The following is an 18,288-nucleotide window of genomic DNA, read 5'->3' as shown; positions in this document are numbered from 1 at the left end:
GCCCCGCAACCGGAAGTGCTCTGTGACCTTCATGACTCGTTTGATCGATCATTTTTTGCGACGGGCCCCGCCCCGTGCCCGAAAGGCCCCGTTCGACGCTCGGGCGGGGCCTGTCCGTCGCACGGAGAGGCGGTGGTTCACGAGCCGGAGAGCCGGAAGTCCAGGGCCGTGCACCGGCGTCCCGCGGACACCGTACGCACCGCCTGGCCTATCGCCTTGCGCGAACCGACGAGAACGACGAGCTTCTTGGCCCGGGTGACCGCCGTGTAGAGCAGATTGCGCTGGAGCATCATCCAGGCGCCCGTGGTCACGGGGATCACCACCGCCGGATACTCGCTGCCCTGGGAACGGTGGATGGTCACCGCGTAGGCGTGGGCCAGTTCGTCGAGCTCGTCGAACTCGTACGGCACCTCCTCGTCCTCGTCGGTGCGCACCGTCAGCCGCTGCTCGACCGGGTCGAGGGAGGTGACGACCCCCACGGTGCCGTTGAAGACGCCGTTCTCGCCCTTGTCGTAGTTGTTGCGGATCTGGGTGACCTTGTCGCCGACCCGGAAGACACGGCCGCCGATCCGCTTCTCGGCGAGGTCCGGGCGGCCGGGGGTGATGGCCTGCTGGAGCAGTCCGTTCAGATGCCCCGCGCCGGCCGGGCCCCGGTGCATGGGAGCGAGGACCTGGATGTCCCGGCGGGGGTCGAGACCGAACTTGGCCGGAATCCGCCGGGCCGCCACGTCCACCGTGAGCCGTCCGGCCTCCTCGGTGTCGTCCTCGACGAACAGGAAGAAGTCCTTCATGCCGTCGGTGAGCGGATGCTGCCCCGAGTTGATCCGGTGCGCGTTGGTCACCACACCGGACTGCTGGGCCTGACGGAACACCTTGGTCAGGCGCACCGCGGGGACCGGGCCCCGCTCGGCGAGCAGGTCGCGCAGCACCTCGCCGGCGCCGACGCTCGGAAGCTGGTCGACGTCGCCGACGAAGAGCAGGTGGGCACCCGGCGGCACCGCCTTGACCAGCTTGTTGGCGAGCAGCAGGTCGAGCATGGAGGCCTCGTCCACGACCACCAGGTCGGCGTCCAGCGGCCGGTCCTTGTCATAGGCCGCGTCTCCGCCCGGCTTGAGCTCCAGGAGCCGGTGCACGGTGGAGGCCTCGGCTCCGGTCAGCTCCGCCAGACGCTTGGCGGCGCGGCCGGTGGGCGCCGCGAGAACGACCTTGGCCCCCTTGGCGCGGGCCAGCTCCACGATCGAGCGGACCGTGAACGACTTGCCGCAGCCCGGGCCTCCGGTGAGCACGGCGACCTTCTCGGTGAGCGCGAGCCGGACCGCCGCCTCCTGCTCGGGGGCCAGCTCCGCGCCCGTACGCCCCTTCAGCCAGGTCAGTGCCTTGTCCCAGGCCACGTCGCGGAAGCCGGGCATGCGGTCCCGGTCGGCGCGCAGCAGGCGCAGCAGCTGCGCGGACAGCGAGAGTTCGGCGCGGTGGAAGGGGACCAGGTAGACGGCCGTCACCGGGTCGCCTCCGTCCGGGCCGGGCACCTTCTCCCGTACGACACCGGGGTCCTCGCCGTCCTCCGCGGGGGCCGCCAGCTCGGCCAGGCACTCGATGACCAGGCCGGTGTCGACCTGGAGCAGCTTCACCGCGTCGGCGATCAGCCGCTCCTCGGGGAGGTAGCAGTGGCCCTGGTCGGTGGACTGCGACAGGGCGTACTGAAGGCCGGCCTTGACCCGCTCCGGGCTGTCGTGCGGGATGCCGACGGACTGGGCGATCTTGTCGGCGGTGAGGAAGCCGATGCCCCAGACGTCGGACGCCAGGCGGTAGGGCTGGTTCTTCACGACCGAGATCGACGCGTCGCCGTACTTCTTGAAGATGCGCACCGCGATGGAGGTGGACACCTCCACGGTCTGGAGGAAGAGCATGACCTCCTTGATCGCCTTCTGCTCCTCCCAGGCGTCGGCGATCCTGCCCGTGCGCTTGGGGCCGAGGCCGGGAACCTCGATGAGCCGCTTCGGCTCCTCCTCGATGATCCGCAGGGTGTCCAGGCCGAAGTGCTCGGTGATGCGGTCGGCGAAGACCGGTCCGATGCCCTTGACCAGGCCGGAGCCGAGATAGCGGCGGATCCCCTGGACGGTTGCCGGGAGCACGGTCGTGTAGTTCTCCACGGTGAACTGCTTGCCGTACTGCGGGTGGGAGCCCCAACGGCCCTCCATGCGCAGGGACTCGCCGACCTGGGCGCCGAGCAGGGCTCCGACGACGGTGAGCAGATCGCCCGCACCGCGGCCGGTGTCGACCCGGGCGACCGTGTAGCCGTTCTCCTCGTTGGCGTACGTGATGCGTTCGAGCACGCCTTCCAGCGTGGCCAGTCGCCGCTCGCCTGTCTGGGCGGCCCCCGCCTGATCGGTCATAACCCGACGGTACCGCCCGCCTCCGACAGCGCTCGGGCGGTGTGGACGGCTCACCCGATCGCGGCACTCCAAGGGCGTCGGGAGCGGTCGCGAAAAATTTCGAGGGGCCCGGTCCGTCGACCGGGCCCCTCGGTTTTCCCCTCCGTATCAGAACCCCCGCGATCCCCCCGGATCCCCCCTCCAAAGGTCCTGATGCCACGTACGACCCGCGAAGTCGCGGAAGGGTTGTACGGCTTCCGGATTTTTTTTCCGGCGGCTTTCGGGACCCGGGATCCGGGTCAGCGGACGACGTGTTCCACGAACCGTGCCGCCGTCTCCGCCAGCACCTCACGCCCGTCCCTGGCCCACAGTTCCTCGTTGAAGAGTTCGACCTCGACGGGTCCGGTGTAGCCCGCCGCCTCGACCAGGCCGCGCCACACGCGGAAGTCGACCGAGCCGTCGCCGAGCTGGCCGCGGCCGTCGAGGACGCCCGCGGGAAGCGGGGTGGTCCAGTCGGCGAGCTGGAAGCTGTGGATGCGGCCCCCCGCCCCCGCGCGGGCGATCTGGGCGGGCGCCGTGTCGTCCCACCAGAGGTGGTACGTGTCGACGGTGACGCCCACCTGTTCGGCGGGGAAGCGTTCCGCGAGGTCCAGGGCCTGGGCGAGCGTGGACACCACGCAGCGGTCGGCCGCGTACATGGGGTGGAGCGGTTCGATGGCCAGGCGCACCCCGCGGGAGGCGGCGTACGGGCCCAGTTCGCCGAGCGCGTCGGCGATGCGCTCACGGGCGCCGTGCAGGTCCTTCGAGCCGGTCGGCAGACCGCCGGAGACCAGGACGAGGGTGTCGGTGCCGAGGACCGCGGCCTCGTCGACGGCGGCCCGGTTGTCGTCCAGCGCGCGCCGCCGCTCCCTGGGCTCGATCGCCGTGAGGAAGCCGCCCCGGCACAGGGTGGTGACCACCAGACCCGCGTCGTGGACGAGCTCGGCGGTGGCGTCCAGGCCGTAGGACCGCACGGGTTCGCGCCACAGGCCGACGCCCGGGACGCCGGTCTCCCGGCAGGCCGCGACCAGTTCGGGCATCGAGAGCTGCTTGACGGTCATCTGGTTGACGGAGAAGCGGGCGAGGTCGGTCATGCGGTCACTCCGTACAGGGCGAGCAGGGTCCTCATCCGGGCCTCGGCGCGGTGCGGGTCCGGGAACAGGCCCAGTCCGTCGGCCAGTTCGTAGGCGCGGGCGAGGTGCGGCAGGGAACGCGCCGACTGGAGGCCGCCCACCATCGCGAAGTGGTCCTGGTGACCGGCGAGCCAGGCCAGCAGGACGACACCCGTCTTGTAGAAGCGGGTCGGGGGCTGAAAGAGGTGCCGGGACAGCTCGACCGTGGGGTCGAGGAGTTCACGGAACCCCTTGGTGTCCCCGGTGTCCAGGACGCGCACGGCCCGGGCGGCGAGCGGGCCGAGCGGGTCGAAGACGCCGAGCAGCGCGTGGCTGAAGCCGCGCTCGTCGCCCGCGATCAGCTCGGGGTAGTTGAAGTCGTCGCCGGTGTAGCAGCGGACGCCGTCCGGGAGCCGGCGGCGCAGCTCGACCTCCCGGCGGGCGTCCAGCAGGGAGACCTTGACGCCGTCCACCTTGTCCGGGTGCGCGGCGATCGCCTCCAGGAACACCTCCGTCGCCGCGTCGAGGTCGCCCGATCCCCAATAGCCCTCCAGGGCCGGGTCGAACATCGGGCCCAGCCAGTGCAGGATCACCGGTCCGGCGGACTGGCGCAGGAGGTGGCCGTAGACGTCGAGGTAGTCCTCGGGTCCGGCGGCGGCAGCGGCGAGCGCGCGCGAGGCCATCAGGACCGGCCGCGCCCCCGACTCCTCGACGAGGGCGAGCTGTTCCTCGTAGGCGGCCCGCACGTCCCGCGCCGTGGCCGGTCCGGTGAGCTGGTCCGTTCCGACGCCGCAGACGATCGCGCCGCCGGTGGCCCTGGCCTCGGCCGAGGACCGCCGGATCAGTTCGGCCGCCCCGGCCCAGTCCAGGCCCATCCCCCGCTGGGAGGTGTCCATGGCCTCGGCGACACCGAGGCCGTGCGACCACAGATGACGCCGGAAGGCGAGCGTGGCGTCCCAGTCGACGGCGGCGGGCGCGTCGGGCGAGACGTCGGCGTACGGGTCGGCGACGACATGCGCGGCGGCGAAGACCGTACGGGAGACGAGGGGTTCGTTCGCGGGGAGGACGGGGAGGGGGTCGGTCCGCGGCTCGTAGGTCCGCAACCGGCCGCCGGTGTCCGGGAGTCGGATGGTCACAGGGCGATCTCCGGTACGTCGAGGCGGCGGCCCTCGGCCGAGGATCTCAGGCCCAGTTCGGCGAGTTGCACGCCGCGGGCACCCGCGAGGAGGTCCCAGCGGTAGGGGGCGTCGGCGTAGACGTGCCGCAGGAACAGCTCCCACTGGGCCTTGAAGCCGTTGTCGTAGTCGGCGTTGTCGGGGACCTCCTGCCACTGGTCGCGGAAGGAGTAGGTGGCGGGGATGTCCGGGTTCCAGACCGGCCTGGGGGTCGAACCGCGGTGCTGGACACGGCAGTTGCGCAGCCCTGCGACGGCGGACCCCTCCGTGCCGTCGACCTGGAACTCCACGAGCTCGTCACGGTTGACGCGCACGGTCCAGGAGGAGTTGATCTGGGCGACCGCGCCGCCCTCCAGCTCGAAGATGCCGTAGGCGGCGTCGTCGGCCGTGGCGTCGTAGGGCTTGCCCCGCTCGTCCCAGCGCTGCGGGACATGGGTGGCGGTGAGCGCCTGCACCGAGGTGACGCGGCCGAACAGCTCGTGCAGGACGTACTCCCAGTGCGGGAACATGTCGACGACGATGCCGCCGCCGTCCTCGGAGCGGTAGTTCCAGGAGGGCCGCTGGGCGCTCTGCCAGTCGCCCTCGAAGACCCAGTAGCCGAACTCCCCGCGCACGGACAGGATCCGCCCGAAGAAGCCGCCGTCGACGAGCCGCTTCAGTTTGAGCAGGCCGGGGAGGAAGAGCTTGTCCTGGACGACGCCGTGCTTGACGCCCGCGGCGTGCGCGAGGCGGGCCAGTTCGAGGGCTCCGTCGAACCCGGTGGCGGTCGGCTTCTCCGTGTAGATGTGCTTGCCGGCGGCGACGGCCTTCCTGAGGGCCTCCTCGCGGGCGGACGTCACCTGGGCGTCGAAGTAGAGGTCGACGGACGGATCGGCGAGCACCGCGTCCAGGTCCGCCGACCAGTGGCCGAGGCCGTGCCGCTCGGCGAGCGCCTTCAGCGCGTCCTCGCGACGGCCGACGAGGACGGGCTCGGGCCACAGCACGGTGCCGTCGCCGAGGTCGAGGCCGCCCTGCTCGCGCAGGGCGAGTATCGAGCGGACGAGGTGCTGGCGGTAGCCCATACGTCCCGTCACGCCGTTCATGGCGATCCGCACCGTCTTGCGTGTCACGTCTTTCCCTCCGTACGCCTCGGGCGCCGCGCACGCGTACAGGTGAGCGTGACAGCAAGCGCTTTCTATCCTGGGAGAAGCTAGCCTCTTCGCAGCGGTATGGACAAGACCACCGCGAAGCCGAGTTGTTCGAGGGGGCGAACAACCCGGGCCGATGGCCGTATGGTCTGCACGGACCCTGCCCACAGGAAGCGGCGCACCCGGCCTTCCGCTCCGTGTTCGACGCCGTACGACGAGGCGGGACCAGGCACGACGACGTACGAGACGTACGAAGTGGTACGACACAACGCGCGACCGGAGGACGACGAGATGACGGTGACCCTGGCGGACGTGGCGGCCCGCGCGCAGGTCTCTCCCGCGACGGTGTCGCGCGTGCTGAACGGGAACTACCCCGTGGCCTCCTCCACGCGTGAGCGGGTGCTGCGGGCGGTGGACGAGCTGGACTACGTACTGAACGGGCCGGCGAGTTCGCTGGCGGCGGCGACCTCCGACCTCGTCGGCATCCTGGTCAATGACATCGCCGACCCCTTCTTCGGGATCATGGCGGCGGCGATCCAGTCGGAGATCGGCGGGCCCGGGGGGCGCGCGGGCGGGGAGCGGCTCGGGGTCGTCTGCAACACCGGCGGCTCCCCGGAGCGCGAACTCACCTACCTCACCCTCCTTCAGCGCCAGCGCGCCGCCGCGGTCGTGCTCACCGGCGGCGCCATAGAGGACACCGCGCACGCGGGTGCGGTCGCCGCCAAGCTGCGCAAGCTGACGGAAGCGGGCACCCGGGTCGTGCTGTGCGGGCGGCCGCCCGCTCCGGAGGCGCCCGCGGCGATCGCGCTCACCTTCGACAACCGCGGTGGCGGCAGACAGCTCACCGAGCACCTGATCGGCCTCGGGCACCGGCGGCTCGGATACATCGCGGGCCCCGAGGAACGCACGACGACCCGTCACCGGCTGGAGGGTCACCGTGCCGCGCTCGACGCCCACGGCGTCGAGGACGACCCCCGGCGCACCGTGCACGGCCGCTACGACCGCCGGTCCGGTTACGAGGCGACGCTGGAACTCCTGCGCCGCGAACCGTCGTTGACCGCGGTCGTCGCCGCGAACGACACCGTGGCGCTGGGCGCCTGCGCGGCGCTGCGCGACTCCGGTCTCGACATCCCCGGCGACGTGTCCGTCGCGGGCTTCGACGACCTGCCGTTCAGCATCGACGCGGTGCCCGCCCTCACGACCGTCCGGCTGCCGCTCTCCGAGGCGGGCGCCCGCGCCGGGCGGATCGCCATGGGCCGCGAGGAGCCGCCGCCGGGCGGGATCGCCACGGTGCGCGGCGAGCTGATGGTGCGGGGATCCGCCGGGGTTCCCCGGGGCTGAGGTCCGCCGGGACGTCGGCGCGGAGGTAGGCAGGGGGCCGGGGCGGGTTCTATGCTCGGGGGAGATATCTCTGACTGAGTCAGCGGTCTGGGCCGAGCCGGCCGCCGTGACCGCGCGAGCCGACCTTCGGGGCCGATCATGACCGTCCAGGACATCCGCTCCTTCAACCGCTTCTACACGAACGTCATCGGCGCGCTCGACTACGGCCGCCATCTCTACGCGCCCTACACGCTGACCGAGTCACGCGTCCTGTACGAACTGGCGCACACGCCCCGGGCGGACGCCGCCGACCTGCGGACCCGTCTCTCTCTGGACTCGGGCTACCTGAGCCGGATCCTGAACAAGTTCGAGCAGGACGGGCTGGTCGAGCGGGCCGCCTCCGAGAAGGACCCGCGGCGCCGCCGGATCACGCTCACCGCGCGCGGGCGGGAGGCCGCCGCGCTGCTGGACGAGCGGGCGCGTCAGAGCGTGGGCACGCTGCTGGCGACCGTGCCGCCGGCCGACCGGCCGCGGCTCGCGGAGGCGATGCGCACGGTACGGACCCTCCTGGGGGACGGGCGGGCCGCGCCGGGCCCCGAGGACGTCCTCCTGCGCGAGCCGGGCCCCGGTGACCTCGGCTGGATCGTGCAGCGCAACGCCGCGCTGTACGCGGCCGAGTACGGCTGGAACGCCGACTACGAGGGCCTGGTCGCGAGGATCGTCGCCGATTTCGCCGAGGACCACGACCCGCACCTGGAGCGGGTGTGGATCGCCGAACTCGACGGGCGGCCCGTCGGGTGTGTGATGTGCGTACGCGACGACGCCCCCGGCACCGCCCGCCTCCGACTGCTGCTGGTCGAGCCGGAGACCCGGGGTCTCGGCGTCGGCGACCGGCTCGTCGGGGCCGTCACCGACTTCGCGCGCGGGGTCGGCTACCACGAGCTCGTCCTGTGGACCAACGACGTCCTGGCCGCCGCCCGGCGGATCTACCGGCGCCACGGCTTCGCCCTGGTCGCCGAGAAGCCGCACCGGTCCTTCGGGGCGGATCTGACGGGCCAGGACTGGCGGCTTGACCTGCGCGCCGGCCGGGAATGACACGGACCGCGGCGGGCCGTGTCCAGGGCCTGTCCGGCGTGATCCGCCGTGCCGGCCCCGGCGCCCGCCAGCGGGGTGCGCGCCGCCGTGTCCGGAGTGCGGACAGCTCGTCCGTCCGATGAACCCGTCCGCATCACGGAGTTAACGCAAACACCCACCGTACGGATCCGCTCACGCAACCTGGGCGCGGGACCGTACTCCCCCAAGTAACCTGTTCCCTGGGGGAGTTGGCATATATGCAAGGCACCGTGGACGGCTTCGAGTTCGGGGCGGTGACTCCGGCGGCCTCCTACCTCGTCGCTTGCGTGGGCAGCGCCCTGGGGCTGCGCTGCGTCGTCCGTTCACTGAACAACCGGCGGTCGTGGAAGCCCGGTTGGCCGGCCCTGGGGGCCGCGACCATCGGCTGCGGCATCTGGACCATGCACTTCGTCGCGATGGTCGGCTTCAGGATCCAGGGGATCCCGATCGACTACGACGCCCGTCTGACGTCGCTGAGCCTCGTGGTGGCGATCGTGGTGGTCGGCATCGGCGTCTTCGCCGTCGGATACCGCGGGGCCACCCCCGTCACCCTGACCGCGGCCGGGATCCTCACCGGGCTCGCCGTGGTGGGCACGCACTACACCGGCATGGCCGCGCTCAAGCTGAACGGGTCCCTGGAGTACGACGCGCTCACGGTGTCGGCCTCCGTGCTGCTCGCGGTCACCGCCGCGACCGCCGCGCTGTGGACCGCCGCGTCCCGCCGGGGTTTCCCGGCCGCCCTCGGAGCCGCTCTCCTCATGGGCGTCGCGCTGACCGGCACGCACTACACCGGCATGGCCGCCCTCGGGGTGCATCTGCGCGGTGCCACGAACGCGTCGTACCTGACCGGGTCGTACGGCAGCAGTTCACCGGCCTCGATCCTGCTCCCCATGCTCATCGGACCGGTCGTCTTCCTGATCCTGGCCGGAGTCGTGGTGATGTTCGACCCCCAGCTCGTCCTCGGCGACGGGGAGTGGAGCCGGGCCGCCCCGCGCCGTCGCCGGGCCGCGGGGGCCGTTCCCGAGCGCCCCGAACGGCCCCCGGGGACCGGCTCCCTCTTCGATTCCCGCGACCGGCACGCTGGCCGGCACGCTAGCCCGCGCGGGCGGTGAGCCGCGCCGTCCCGTCCAGACACCACTCCAGCACGGCGGGCCAGGGCCCGTACCCGGCGTCCATGCCGAGATGCCCGGCCCCGGACAGGATCCGCGTCGGTACGCCCAGCGGCTCGCCGTAGACGGCACCGGCGCCCTCGGAGCAGTACGGGTCGTCGTCGCCCGCGACCAGCCGGGTGGGCCCGGGGAGGGTGAAGTCCTGTGCGGTCAGGGCGAATCCGGCGATCTCCGGCAGACCCGCGAGGACGGAGGCGGAGGGCGGGGCGACGAGCAGCACCCGGTCGACGCCTGCCGCGCCCGGCAGCCCACGGGCGGCGGCGTGCAGCCACAGCACGGCCGAGAGGCTGTGGGCGACGACCACACGTTCGGATCCGCGCAGGGCGTCCAGGTGGCGGGCCAGCTCCGCCAGCCACACCTCCAGGTCCGGGACGTCCGGGTCCGGGAGCTGCGGGTAGACGACGTGCCGGCCGAGCTCGCCGAGCCGCCCGGCGAGCCAGTGCTGCCAGTGGCCCTCCGGGCGGTGGTTCTGCCAGCCGTGCAGGATCAGGAAGGACTGCGGGGCCGGCGCGGGGCCGTCGTTCGCGAGATCACCGGTGTCGTACGTGGTCATGGCACCGATCGTTTCCGATTCCCGGGCTCCCGGTCCAGCGGATCCTCCCCGGTGTCCGCCCGCTGGACACCCGCCGCCGGCTCACCCCGGCCTCCGCGCGGGCCCCGAGGCCCTCCCGGAAGGTCCTCGCCGCCGTCGGCGCTCCGTCACGCGCCAGGAGGGCCGGCCTGTTGGGCCGGCGCGCCGGCCGCCCGGGACGAGGCCCCGGCCACCCTCGCGGACAGCCGGTCCCGGCACGCGGGCCACTCCGCCGCCGTCACCGAGAAGACCGCGGAGTCGCGCAGCAGGCCCTCCTCGCCGGGCGCCCAGGAGCGGGACCAGTTGCGCAGGACGCCCTCCAGACGGGCGCCGGTGCTCGCGATCGCCGCGCGGGAGCGGGCGTTGCGGGCGTCGGTCTTCAGGTCCACCCGAGCCACACCCCATTCCTCGAAGGCGTGCCCGAAGAGCAGGAGCTTGGACTCGGCGTTCAGACCGGTGCCCTGGGCCGAGGCGGCGAGCCAGGTGAAGCCGACCTCGACGGCGTCGAGCCGGTCGTCCGACCGCCAGCAGCGCGGTTCCCAGTACGCCGTGGCGCCGACCGCCCGTCCCGAGGCGAGGGAGATCTGCGCGTAGGGCGCGAGCATGCCCGTGGCGGCGCGGGCGAGCTGCGCCTCGACGTAGTCCCCGACCTCAGCGGCCCGGGGCACCCAGGTGAACGCGTACGAGTCCCGGTGTTCCTCCGCCGCCTCGGCGAGCTCGGCCGCGTGCCGGTGGCCGAGCGGCTCCAGCCGTACCAGCGTGCCTTCGAGGACCGGCCCCTTCATCTGGAAACCCAACGCCCCGCACCCTTCGCCGACCGGTATGTGTCCGGTGCGATTCCTATGCGGTGGGGGCGGCGCGTGTCCAGCGGTTATACGTCCTCGACGGTGCCGGCGAGGCGGGCCCGCTCGGCGGCCAGGACGGTGAGGTGGCTGGTCAGGGACTCGCGCGGGCCGGACTTCACCAGATCGGGGTTCCCGGTGGCGACGGCGCCGACGAAGGCGTCCATCAGCCCGGCGTCGCCGCCCCCGTGGCCGCCCGCCGCGTCCATGCCGCCCGGCCCCGCGAGGTCGACGGCCTCCTCGGTCCGGGTCAGGAAGTCGTAGACGCTCAGACTCCCGCCGTCGCCGCGCAGTTCGCCGCGGGTCCCGAAGATCCGGGTCCGGCGGTCGGCCTGCTCGGTGAAGGCGGTCATGGTGAAGGTGGCGGTGGCCCCGGAGGCGAACTCCATCGACACCACCTGGTGGTCGACCACGTCGTTGTTGCAGGCGTACACGCACCGCCCGTAGGGGCCCTCGCGCAGGGCCCTCTCCAGGGCCTCGGGGGTGTAGTCGTCGACCAGCACGCTCAGCGGCCAGTGGTGTTCGCCGCGGGCGAGCCGGTCGCCGTACTCGCGCCGGGCGGAGTAGGGGCAGGTGTTCTCCACCGCGCAGTCGAGGCAGCGGTCGGCGGCACCCTCGGGCTTGTTCTCGGGACGGAAGTGCGAGAGGCGGCCGAAACTGGAGACGCGGACGGGGGGTTGCCCGAGGACGTACTGCAACCAGTCGATGTCGTGGCAGGACTTGGCCATCAGCATGGACGTGGCCCGGTCCGTGCGGCCCCAGTTGCCCCGGACGAAGGAGTGCGCCTGGTGCCAGAAGCCGACGGGTTCCAGGTGCTGGACGCTGACCACGTCACCGAGCCGGCCGGAGTCCACCACCTCCTTCACGGCGCGCGTGTACCGGGTGTAGCGCAGGACGTGTCCGACCGCGAGGATCACACCGGCCTTCTCCACGGCGTCGACGATCCGCCGGCACTCGTCCTCGGTCAGGGCCATCGGCTTCTCCAGCAGGATGTGGTAGCCGAGGGCCGCGAACTCCAGGACGGGCTCCAGGTGTTCGCGGTCGAGGGTGCAGACCAGCACGGCGTCCGCGATCCGGCCGCGGGCGGCGAGCGCGCGCCAGTCGTCCACCGCGGCGTCCGGTTCCAGGCCGTGGGCGGCCGCGAACCGGTCGCGCCGGGTCTTCCGGGGCTCGGCGACGGCCACCACCCGGGCCCGCTCCGGGTGGTCCAGGGCCCAGCGCGCGTGACCGGTCCCGCGGTCCCCGGCACCGACGACGGCGAGTGTGACAACGGAGGCGACGGGGGACATCTGTTCACCGCTTTCCCGGTCGGGGCACAGGCGCGGTCGGCGCCGTCCGTCGCGAAGCTAGCCGCTCCGGATCTTCCCGACAAGACGTCGGCAATGCACGCCGGGACCGCTCAGCCCTCGTGCGCGGCGACCGCGGCGGCCCGCTCCGGCGCCGGAACGTCCGCCGGCCTGACCCTTCGTGGCGCCCGTGACGTGAGCGCCACGCCGCCCACCAGCAGGGCCGCCGCCGCCCACCGCGGCGGGCTGACCGACTCGTGCAGGAACAGCGCGGCCGACGACATCCCGAAGACCGGGACGAGCAGCGAGAAGGGCGCGACGGTGGACGCGGGGTGCCGGTGCAGCAGCCAGCCCCAGGCGCCGAAGCCGAAGACGGTGGTGATCCAGGCGACGTAGACGACGACTCCGGCGCCCTGCCAGTCGAGGTCGCGCAGCGCGTCGAGGTCGCGGGAGGGGCCCTCGGTGAGCAGGGACAGGCAAAGCAGCGGCAGGACGGGGACGGTGCTCACCCACACCATGAAGTTCAGCGCGTCGGGCGGGGACGCCTTGCGGGTGAGGACGTTGGACAGTCCCCAGCAGGCCGCCGCCGCGATGACCAGGGCGAAGGCGCCGAGGGGGCCGGACGTGCCCTCGTCGACGGCGGCGAGGCCCACCCCGGCGAGGGCCACCGCCATGCCGTACAGCCTGACGCGGCCGGGGCGTTCGCCGAGGAAGGCGAAGGCGGCGACCGCGGTGAACACCGCCTGGATCTGGAGCACGAGGGAGGACAGTCCGGCGGGCATCCCCGCGTCCATGCCGATGAACAGCAGGCCGAACTTGGCGACACCGAGGACGAGTCCGACCGCCACGATCCACTTCCACGCCACCTTGGGGCGGCCCACGAGGAACACGGCGGGCACGGCCGCCACCAGGAAGCGCAGGGCCGAGAAGAGCAGGGGCGGGAAGTGGTCGAGTCCGACCTCGATGACGGTGAAGTTCACGCCCCAGACGGCGGCGACGAGAACGGCGAGGCTGATGTGTGCGGGGCGCATACGTCGAGCATCGGACGCCACCACCATGTAGCACTAGCACGGATGTCTGCATGGATGGATGAAGCAACGCTTACGTAAGCTGGGTGGCGAGCGACATCGCGGACCGGGAGGCCTCCATGCTCGATCTTCAGCGCCTGCGCGCCCTGCACGCCGTCGCGGTGCACGGCACGGTCGGCGCCGCGGCGGCCACGCTCGGCTACACCCCCTCCGCCGTGTCCCAGCAGATCGCGAAACTGGAGCGGGAGACCAGGACGGTCCTGCTGGAACGGCGTGGACGCGGCGTCCGGCTCACCGAGCAGGCCGAACAACTCGCCGCGACGGCACAGGAGTTGCTGGCCATCGTGGAACGGGCGGAGACCGAACTGGAGGAGCGCCGGGGCATGCCCGCGGGACGGCTGACGGTGGCCGCGTTCGCCTCGGCGGCCCGCGGTCTGATGCCCGCCGTCCTGGCCGATCTGGCCGCCCGGCACCCGGCCCTGGACACCCGGCTGACGGAGATCGACCCGCATCTGTCCGTCGACCTGGTCGCCAGGGGCGCGGTCGACCTGGCCGTCGCGCACGACTGGGACATCTCCCCGCTGCCCGCCCCGCCGGGGGTGGAGCAGGCGGTGATCGGGGACGACCTGTGCGATCTGCTCGTCCCCGCCGGGCACCCCTTCACCGGGCGGGCCTCGGTGCGGCGCGAGGACCTGGGCGGCCAGCGGTGGATCTGCCAGCCGCCCGGGCGGGTCTGCCACGACTGGCTGGTGCGCACCCTGCGCGCGGCGGGCAGTGAGCCGGACATCGTCCACCAGGCCGAGGAGAACCCGACCCTCATCGCGCTCGTCGCCGCCGGTCTCGGTGTCGCCCTCATCCCGCGCCTGGGCCGCGGCCCCCTCCCCGAAGGGGTGGTGGAGGTACCGCTCGACCCGCTGCCGGTCCGCCGGCTGTACGCGCTGTGGCGCACGGGGGCGGCGCGCCGGCCGGCCATCGCGGAGACGGTCCGCACGCTCCGGTCGCACTGGCCTGCGGTGGCGAGCCGCGACTGAGCGGGCCGCGACCGGCCGGGCCGGGCAGGCCGCGGTACCCGCGATCGCCGGCCGGTCCCCTCCGCCGCCCGCGGCCGACAGCGTGCCGTCACCGGCGCGCCCCCCTCCAACTGCGCCGGTGGCGGCCCTTTCACGGATACTGTGCACACTCTTGACTGGAAGAAACTTCCCGGATAATCGTGATTCCTCGGAAGTTTCCTTCACGAGGGAAGGAGCGCTCGTGCGCGACTCCAGCACGGGAAGCACCGCAAGACCGTCCGGGCCGCCCGAGCCGGACAGACCGTCAAGGCCCTCCCGGCGTACGGTTCTCGCCGCCACGGCGGGGATCACCGCCGCGCTGGCGGCCGGCCCCCGCGCCCACGCGGCCGACGCCCGCCCGCACGACGACAAGGCCCTGCGCGCCCTGATCTCCCGTATGACACTGGAGGAGAAGGTCGGCCAGCTCTTCGTCATGCGGGTGTACGGCCATTCGGCCACGGCGCCCGACCAGGCCGACATCGACGCCAACCTCAAGGAGATCGGCGTCCGCACGGCCGCCGAGCTGATCGCCACGTACCGTGTCGGCGGCATCATCTACTTCGCCTGGGCGCACAACACCCGCGATCCGCACCAGATCGCCGCGCTGTCGAACGGGATCCAGCAAGCCTCGCTGGAGCTGCCGCGCGGGCTGCCGTTGCTGATCTCCACCGACCAGGAACACGGGATAGTGGCCCGGGTGGGCAAGCCCGCGACGCTGTTCCCGGGCGCCATGGCGCTGGGCGCGGGCGGCTCGCGGGCCGACGCCCGGACGGTGGGCCGCGTCAGCGGGGCCGAACTGCGCGCGATCGGCATCAGCCAGGACTACTCCCCCGACGCCGACGTGAACGTCAATCCGGCCAACCCGGTGATCGGCGTGCGCTCCTTCGGCGCCGACCCGGAGGCCGTGGCGGGCCTGGTGGCGGCCGAGGTGAAGGGGTACCAGAGCTCGGGGGTCGCGGCCACGGCCAAGCACTTCCCCGGCCACGGCGACACCGCCGTGGACAGCCACTTCGGCTTCCCGGTCATCACCCACAGCCGTGAACTGTGGTCGGAGCTCGACGCGGTGCCCTTCCGGGCGGCGATCCGCGCCGGCATCGACTCGATCATGACCGCGCACATCATGGTCCCCGCGCTCGACCCCGCCGGAGACCCCGCCACGCTGTCCCACCCGATCCTCACCGGCATCCTGCGCGGCGAACTGGGCTACGACGGCGTCGTGGTGACGGACTCGCTCGGCATGGAGGGCGTGCGCACGAAGTACGGCGACGACCGCGTCCCCGTCCTCGCGCTCAAGGCCGGTGTCGACCAGCTCCTCAACCCGCCCGACCTGGCCGTCGCGTGGAACGCGGTGCTGAACGCCGTGCGCGGCGGCGAGCTGACCGAGGCCCGGCTCGACGAGTCGATCCTGCGCATCCTGCGGCTCAAGGCGAAGCACGGGCTGCTGAGCGACCCGTACGTCCGTGACGCGGCCGTCGACCGGGTGGTCGGCGTCCCGGCGCACCTCAGGGCCGCCGACCGGATCGCCGAGCGCACCACCACCCTGCTGGTCAACAAGGAGGGGCTACTCCCGCTGTCCCGGCGGCGCACCCCGAGGGTGCTGGTGGTGGGCGCCGATCCCGCCTCGCCGTCGCTGTCCGACGGACCGCCCACCACCGTCGTGGCCGCCGAACTGACCGGGCTGGGCTTCACGGCGACGGCCCTGTCGACGGGTACGGCGCCGTCGGCGGCCACGATCGCCAAGGCCGTCACGGCGGCGGCCGGCGCGGACGCGGTGGTCGTCCTGACGTACAACCTGACGGCGACCGGCTCCCAGAAGACGCTGGTCGAGAGTCTGGTCGCCACGGGAGTCCCGGTGACCGCCGTCGCCATCCGCAACCCGTACGACATCGCCCAGATCCCGGGGGTCGGCGCCTGCCTGGCCTCGTACTCCTGGACCGACGTCGAGGTGCGCGCCGCCGCGCGGGTGATCGCCGGCCGGGTGCACCCGCGGGGCAGGCTGCCGGTGCCGGTGCAACGGACGGACGACCCGGCGCAGGTGCTGTATCCGATCGGGTACGGCCTGAGGTACTAGCGGTACGCGGTCGCGCCCGCCCGTGTGAACGCGGGCGGGCGCGGTCGCGCTCCGGTCAGGGACGCAGGGTCATGTCCCGTTCGGTGTCCCGGCGGTCCAGCTTCGCGTCGAACCTCGCGAGCGGCCGGGCCGCCGAGGGGTCCGCCTGGACCGTCGCGGAGGCGACGCCCGCCCAGTCGAGGACGCGGGCGGTGGCGAGCGCCTTCTCGTCGGCGGCGAGTCCGGCGACGTTGGCGCCGTGGTTCAGGCCCGGAGCCGTGAAGACGTAGGAGTCGCGCGCCTTGGAACCGAGACGGAACCGCTCGGCTCCCCAGGGGTCGTTCTGGCCGTAGACGAACAGCATGTGGTGCGCGTTCCGGCGGACCCAGCCGTCCACGTCACGCATCGCGGAGGGCTGGAACCTCATCGGGATGGAACGCGGTACGAAATGGCGCGGGGGCTGGTAGCCGTAGCGGACGTACTTCTTCTCGATGTACGGGAAGTGGATGGTGGGCGCGCCCAGTTGGGTTCCCGCCTGGTAGTAGTACGGGGTGTACGGCTCCAGGCCCTGGTCGGTGTAGAACGAGAAGCCTGAGATCGTGTCGACGGAGTTCCAGATGTCCTCGTCGCTCGCGTGCGCCGCCTCCGCGGGAATCGTGTCGCAGTCCGTCAGCAGGCTGTACTGCCAGAAGCCCCACACGTAGTCGAGCACGACCGCCTCGTACGCCTTGTCGAGGCTGCCGACCGTGGTGAATGTGTAGCCGTTGTCGGCGGCGTACTGGGCGTACTTCTTCTCCAGCGGTTCGCGGCGCACGAGGGCCTCGCGCTGCACGGCGTTCAGCTTGTCGCGGCACTCCTTGGTGCCGACCGACGCGAAGAAGCGGTCGTACGCCGAGTCCTCGTCGTTCACGACGTCGTTGGGCGCGACATAGGCGACGACGCCGTCCATGTCACGCGGGTAGAAGCGCTCGTAGTACGTGGCGGTCATGCCGCCCTTCGAGCCGCCGGTGGAGATCCACTTCTTGTCGTAGACCGGCTTCAGGGCCTCGAAGATGCGGTGCTGGTCGCTCGCCGCCTGCCAGATGTCGAGCTTGGACCAGTCGGCCGGGTCGGGCCGGGACGGCGTGAAGTAGCGGTACTCCATGGAGACCTGGTTGCCGTCCACGATCTGGGTCGGCTCGCGCCGGCTCGGCGTGGTCGAGACGTTGTAGCCGCCGGTGTAGAAGACCGTCGGGCGCGCGGTGTCCTTGTGCAGCACGGTGATCCGCTGCTGGAACGTGCCCTTGGACGGGTGCCGGTGGTCGACCGGCTGGGTGAAGTTCAGGACGAAGAACCGGTAGCCGGTGTACGGCTTCTCCTGGACGAGGCTCATGCCCGGGATCGCGAGGAGCCGGTCCAGGATGTCCTTGCCCTCGTCGGCCGTGCTGGTTGCTCCTGTGGTGCCGTGGACTTCCGGCTGGACGGCGGTGGCCGTCCCGGCCGTGCTCAGCGTGCCGATGAGCACCGTGAGCACGAGCAGCCCTCTGAGCGCCTTGCGCATGCACCCTCCCCTGGGAATACGCAGTTGTCCGCCGGAACCTAACGGAGCAACTCCCGTGACGCCAGGGGGTCTTGGGTCATCTGCGGTTCAGCACAGGATCCAGCCGGAACTCACCGAACCCGAACCGACCGAGCCTTTGATCCGGACACAGCGATGGCCCGCGTACAGGGTCACCGGGCCCGCGTGATGCGCGAAGCGTCCGGAGTCCACCACCGGCCGGCCGCCGCGCGCCTGCACGCTGACGGACATCCGCTTGCGCGAGCCCCGCGCCTCGGGGAAGGTCACGGCGCAGACATAGCCGCTGCGCCTGTACACCTGGACGGAACCGGTCGTGAAGGGCAGGGTGCGGACCTTGCGGCCCGAGCAGGAGGAGGGGGCGGCCTGGGCGCTGCCCGCACCCGTGAAGGCGAGCAGTCCGGCCGCGGCCAGGACGGCCAGGCCGAGCGCCATCCGCCGGCGTATCGCACCACGGTCCACTGTCGTCCCTCCCGCAGC

General features: G+C 72.3%; 15 protein-coding genes. 5 read left to right on the top strand and 10 right to left on the bottom strand.

All coding sequences use genetic code 11. The features are described from left to right. Nucleotides 1–137: 137 nt before the first annotated feature. The 4 genes from ACF07B_RS01320 to ACF07B_RS01305 form a co-directional block, all read right to left on the bottom strand. Nucleotides 138–2,393 carry an ATP-dependent RecD-like DNA helicase gene (locus tag ACF07B_RS01320; RefSeq protein ID WP_392177335.1) on the bottom strand — a complete coding sequence of 752 codons (2,256 nt, stop codon included), beginning with the start codon at nucleotides 2,391–2,393 and terminating at the stop codon, nucleotides 138–140. Between the two features lie 278 nt (nucleotides 2,394–2,671). After that, the gene (locus ACF07B_RS01315) at nucleotides 2,672–3,505 is read right to left on the bottom strand and encodes a sugar phosphate isomerase/epimerase family protein (RefSeq protein WP_392177334.1); all 834 of its coding nucleotides are present in this window, start codon (nucleotides 3,503–3,505) and stop codon (nucleotides 2,672–2,674) included. Beyond that, on the bottom strand, nucleotides 3,502–4,659 hold the full coding sequence (locus ACF07B_RS01310; protein ID WP_392177333.1) for a dihydrodipicolinate synthase family protein: 1,158 nt from the start codon (nucleotides 4,657–4,659) through the stop codon (nucleotides 3,502–3,504). The genes ACF07B_RS01315 and ACF07B_RS01310 overlap by 4 nt, the downstream gene beginning before the upstream one ends. Then, entirely contained in the window at nucleotides 4,656–5,807 is a 1,152-nt protein-coding gene (locus tag ACF07B_RS01305; RefSeq protein ID WP_392177332.1) for a Gfo/Idh/MocA family protein, read from the bottom strand. Before ACF07B_RS01305 ends, ACF07B_RS01310 begins: the two co-directional genes overlap by 4 nt. Nucleotides 5,808–6,116: 309 nt before the next feature. Here ACF07B_RS01305 and ACF07B_RS01300 point away from each other — a divergent pair, with 309 nt between their 5' ends. From ACF07B_RS01300 to ACF07B_RS01290, 3 genes are all read left to right on the top strand, one after another. Further along, nucleotides 6,117–7,166, top strand: a complete 1,050-nt coding sequence (locus tag ACF07B_RS01300) for a LacI family DNA-binding transcriptional regulator (protein WP_392177331.1) — start codon at nucleotides 6,117–6,119, stop codon at nucleotides 7,164–7,166. 138 nt (nucleotides 7,167–7,304) lie between these two features. Then, nucleotides 7,305–8,240 (top strand): GNAT family N-acetyltransferase, encoded by a 936-nt coding sequence (locus tag ACF07B_RS01295; RefSeq protein ID WP_392177330.1) that lies wholly within the window; start codon nucleotides 7,305–7,307, stop codon nucleotides 8,238–8,240. Nucleotides 8,241–8,476: 236 nt separating this feature from the next. Continuing rightward, nucleotides 8,477–9,370, top strand: coding sequence for an MHYT domain-containing protein (locus ACF07B_RS01290; protein WP_392177329.1), 894 nt, complete (start codon nucleotides 8,477–8,479; stop codon nucleotides 9,368–9,370). Here ACF07B_RS01290 and ACF07B_RS01285 read toward each other — a convergent pair. The 4 genes from ACF07B_RS01285 to ACF07B_RS01270 all read right to left on the bottom strand — a co-directional run bounded on the left by ACF07B_RS01285 (nucleotide 9,351) and on the right by ACF07B_RS01270 (nucleotide 13,157). Continuing rightward, a complete protein-coding gene (locus ACF07B_RS01285; protein ID WP_392177328.1) occupies nucleotides 9,351–9,980 on the bottom strand; it encodes an RBBP9/YdeN family alpha/beta hydrolase in 630 nt (209 codons plus the stop codon). The genes ACF07B_RS01290 and ACF07B_RS01285 overlap by 20 nt on opposite strands. A gap of 146 nt (nucleotides 9,981–10,126) precedes the next feature. Then, entirely contained in the window at nucleotides 10,127–10,795 is a 669-nt protein-coding gene (locus tag ACF07B_RS01280; RefSeq protein ID WP_392177327.1) for a GNAT family N-acetyltransferase, read from the bottom strand. 74 nt (nucleotides 10,796–10,869) lie between these two features. After that, nucleotides 10,870–12,129: a Gfo/Idh/MocA family protein gene (locus tag ACF07B_RS01275; protein WP_392177326.1), complete on the bottom strand. Its 1,260-nt coding sequence runs from the start codon at nucleotides 12,127–12,129 to the stop codon at nucleotides 10,870–10,872. A 110-nt stretch (nucleotides 12,130–12,239) separates the two neighbouring features. Continuing rightward, nucleotides 12,240–13,157, bottom strand: coding sequence for an EamA family transporter (locus ACF07B_RS01270; protein ID WP_369486169.1), 918 nt, complete (start codon nucleotides 13,155–13,157; stop codon nucleotides 12,240–12,242). Nucleotides 13,158–13,273: 116 nt separating this feature from the next. Here ACF07B_RS01270 and ACF07B_RS01265 point away from each other — a divergent pair, with 116 nt between their 5' ends. Together ACF07B_RS01265 and ACF07B_RS01260 are read left to right on the top strand one after the other, a co-directional pair. Continuing rightward, nucleotides 13,274–14,185: a LysR family transcriptional regulator gene (locus tag ACF07B_RS01265; RefSeq protein ID WP_392177939.1), complete on the top strand. Its 912-nt coding sequence runs from the start codon at nucleotides 13,274–13,276 to the stop codon at nucleotides 14,183–14,185. A 220-nt stretch (nucleotides 14,186–14,405) separates the two neighbouring features. Then, nucleotides 14,406–16,274 carry a glycoside hydrolase family 3 protein gene (locus tag ACF07B_RS01260; RefSeq protein WP_384235440.1) on the top strand — a complete coding sequence of 623 codons (1,869 nt, stop codon included), beginning with the start codon at nucleotides 14,406–14,408 and terminating at the stop codon, nucleotides 16,272–16,274. 55 nt (nucleotides 16,275–16,329) lie between these two features. On the opposite strand, the gene ACF07B_RS01255 is transcribed toward ACF07B_RS01260, so the two are convergent. Further along, nucleotides 16,330–17,793, bottom strand: coding sequence for a S28 family serine protease (locus ACF07B_RS01255; RefSeq protein WP_392177325.1), 1,464 nt, complete (start codon nucleotides 17,791–17,793; stop codon nucleotides 16,330–16,332). Between the two features lie 87 nt (nucleotides 17,794–17,880). Then, nucleotides 17,881–18,270, bottom strand: coding sequence for a hypothetical protein (locus ACF07B_RS01250; RefSeq protein WP_392177324.1), 390 nt, complete (start codon nucleotides 18,268–18,270; stop codon nucleotides 17,881–17,883). Nucleotides 18,271–18,288 lie beyond the last annotated feature (18 nt).

The sequence above is a fragment of the Streptomyces sp. NPDC015532 genome (assembly GCF_043078065.1).
Taxonomy (GTDB): Bacteria; Actinomycetota; Actinomycetes; order Streptomycetales; family Streptomycetaceae; genus Streptomyces.
Note: the sequence above shows the minus strand (reverse complement) of the source record. Positions and strands in the feature narration are given on the sequence as shown.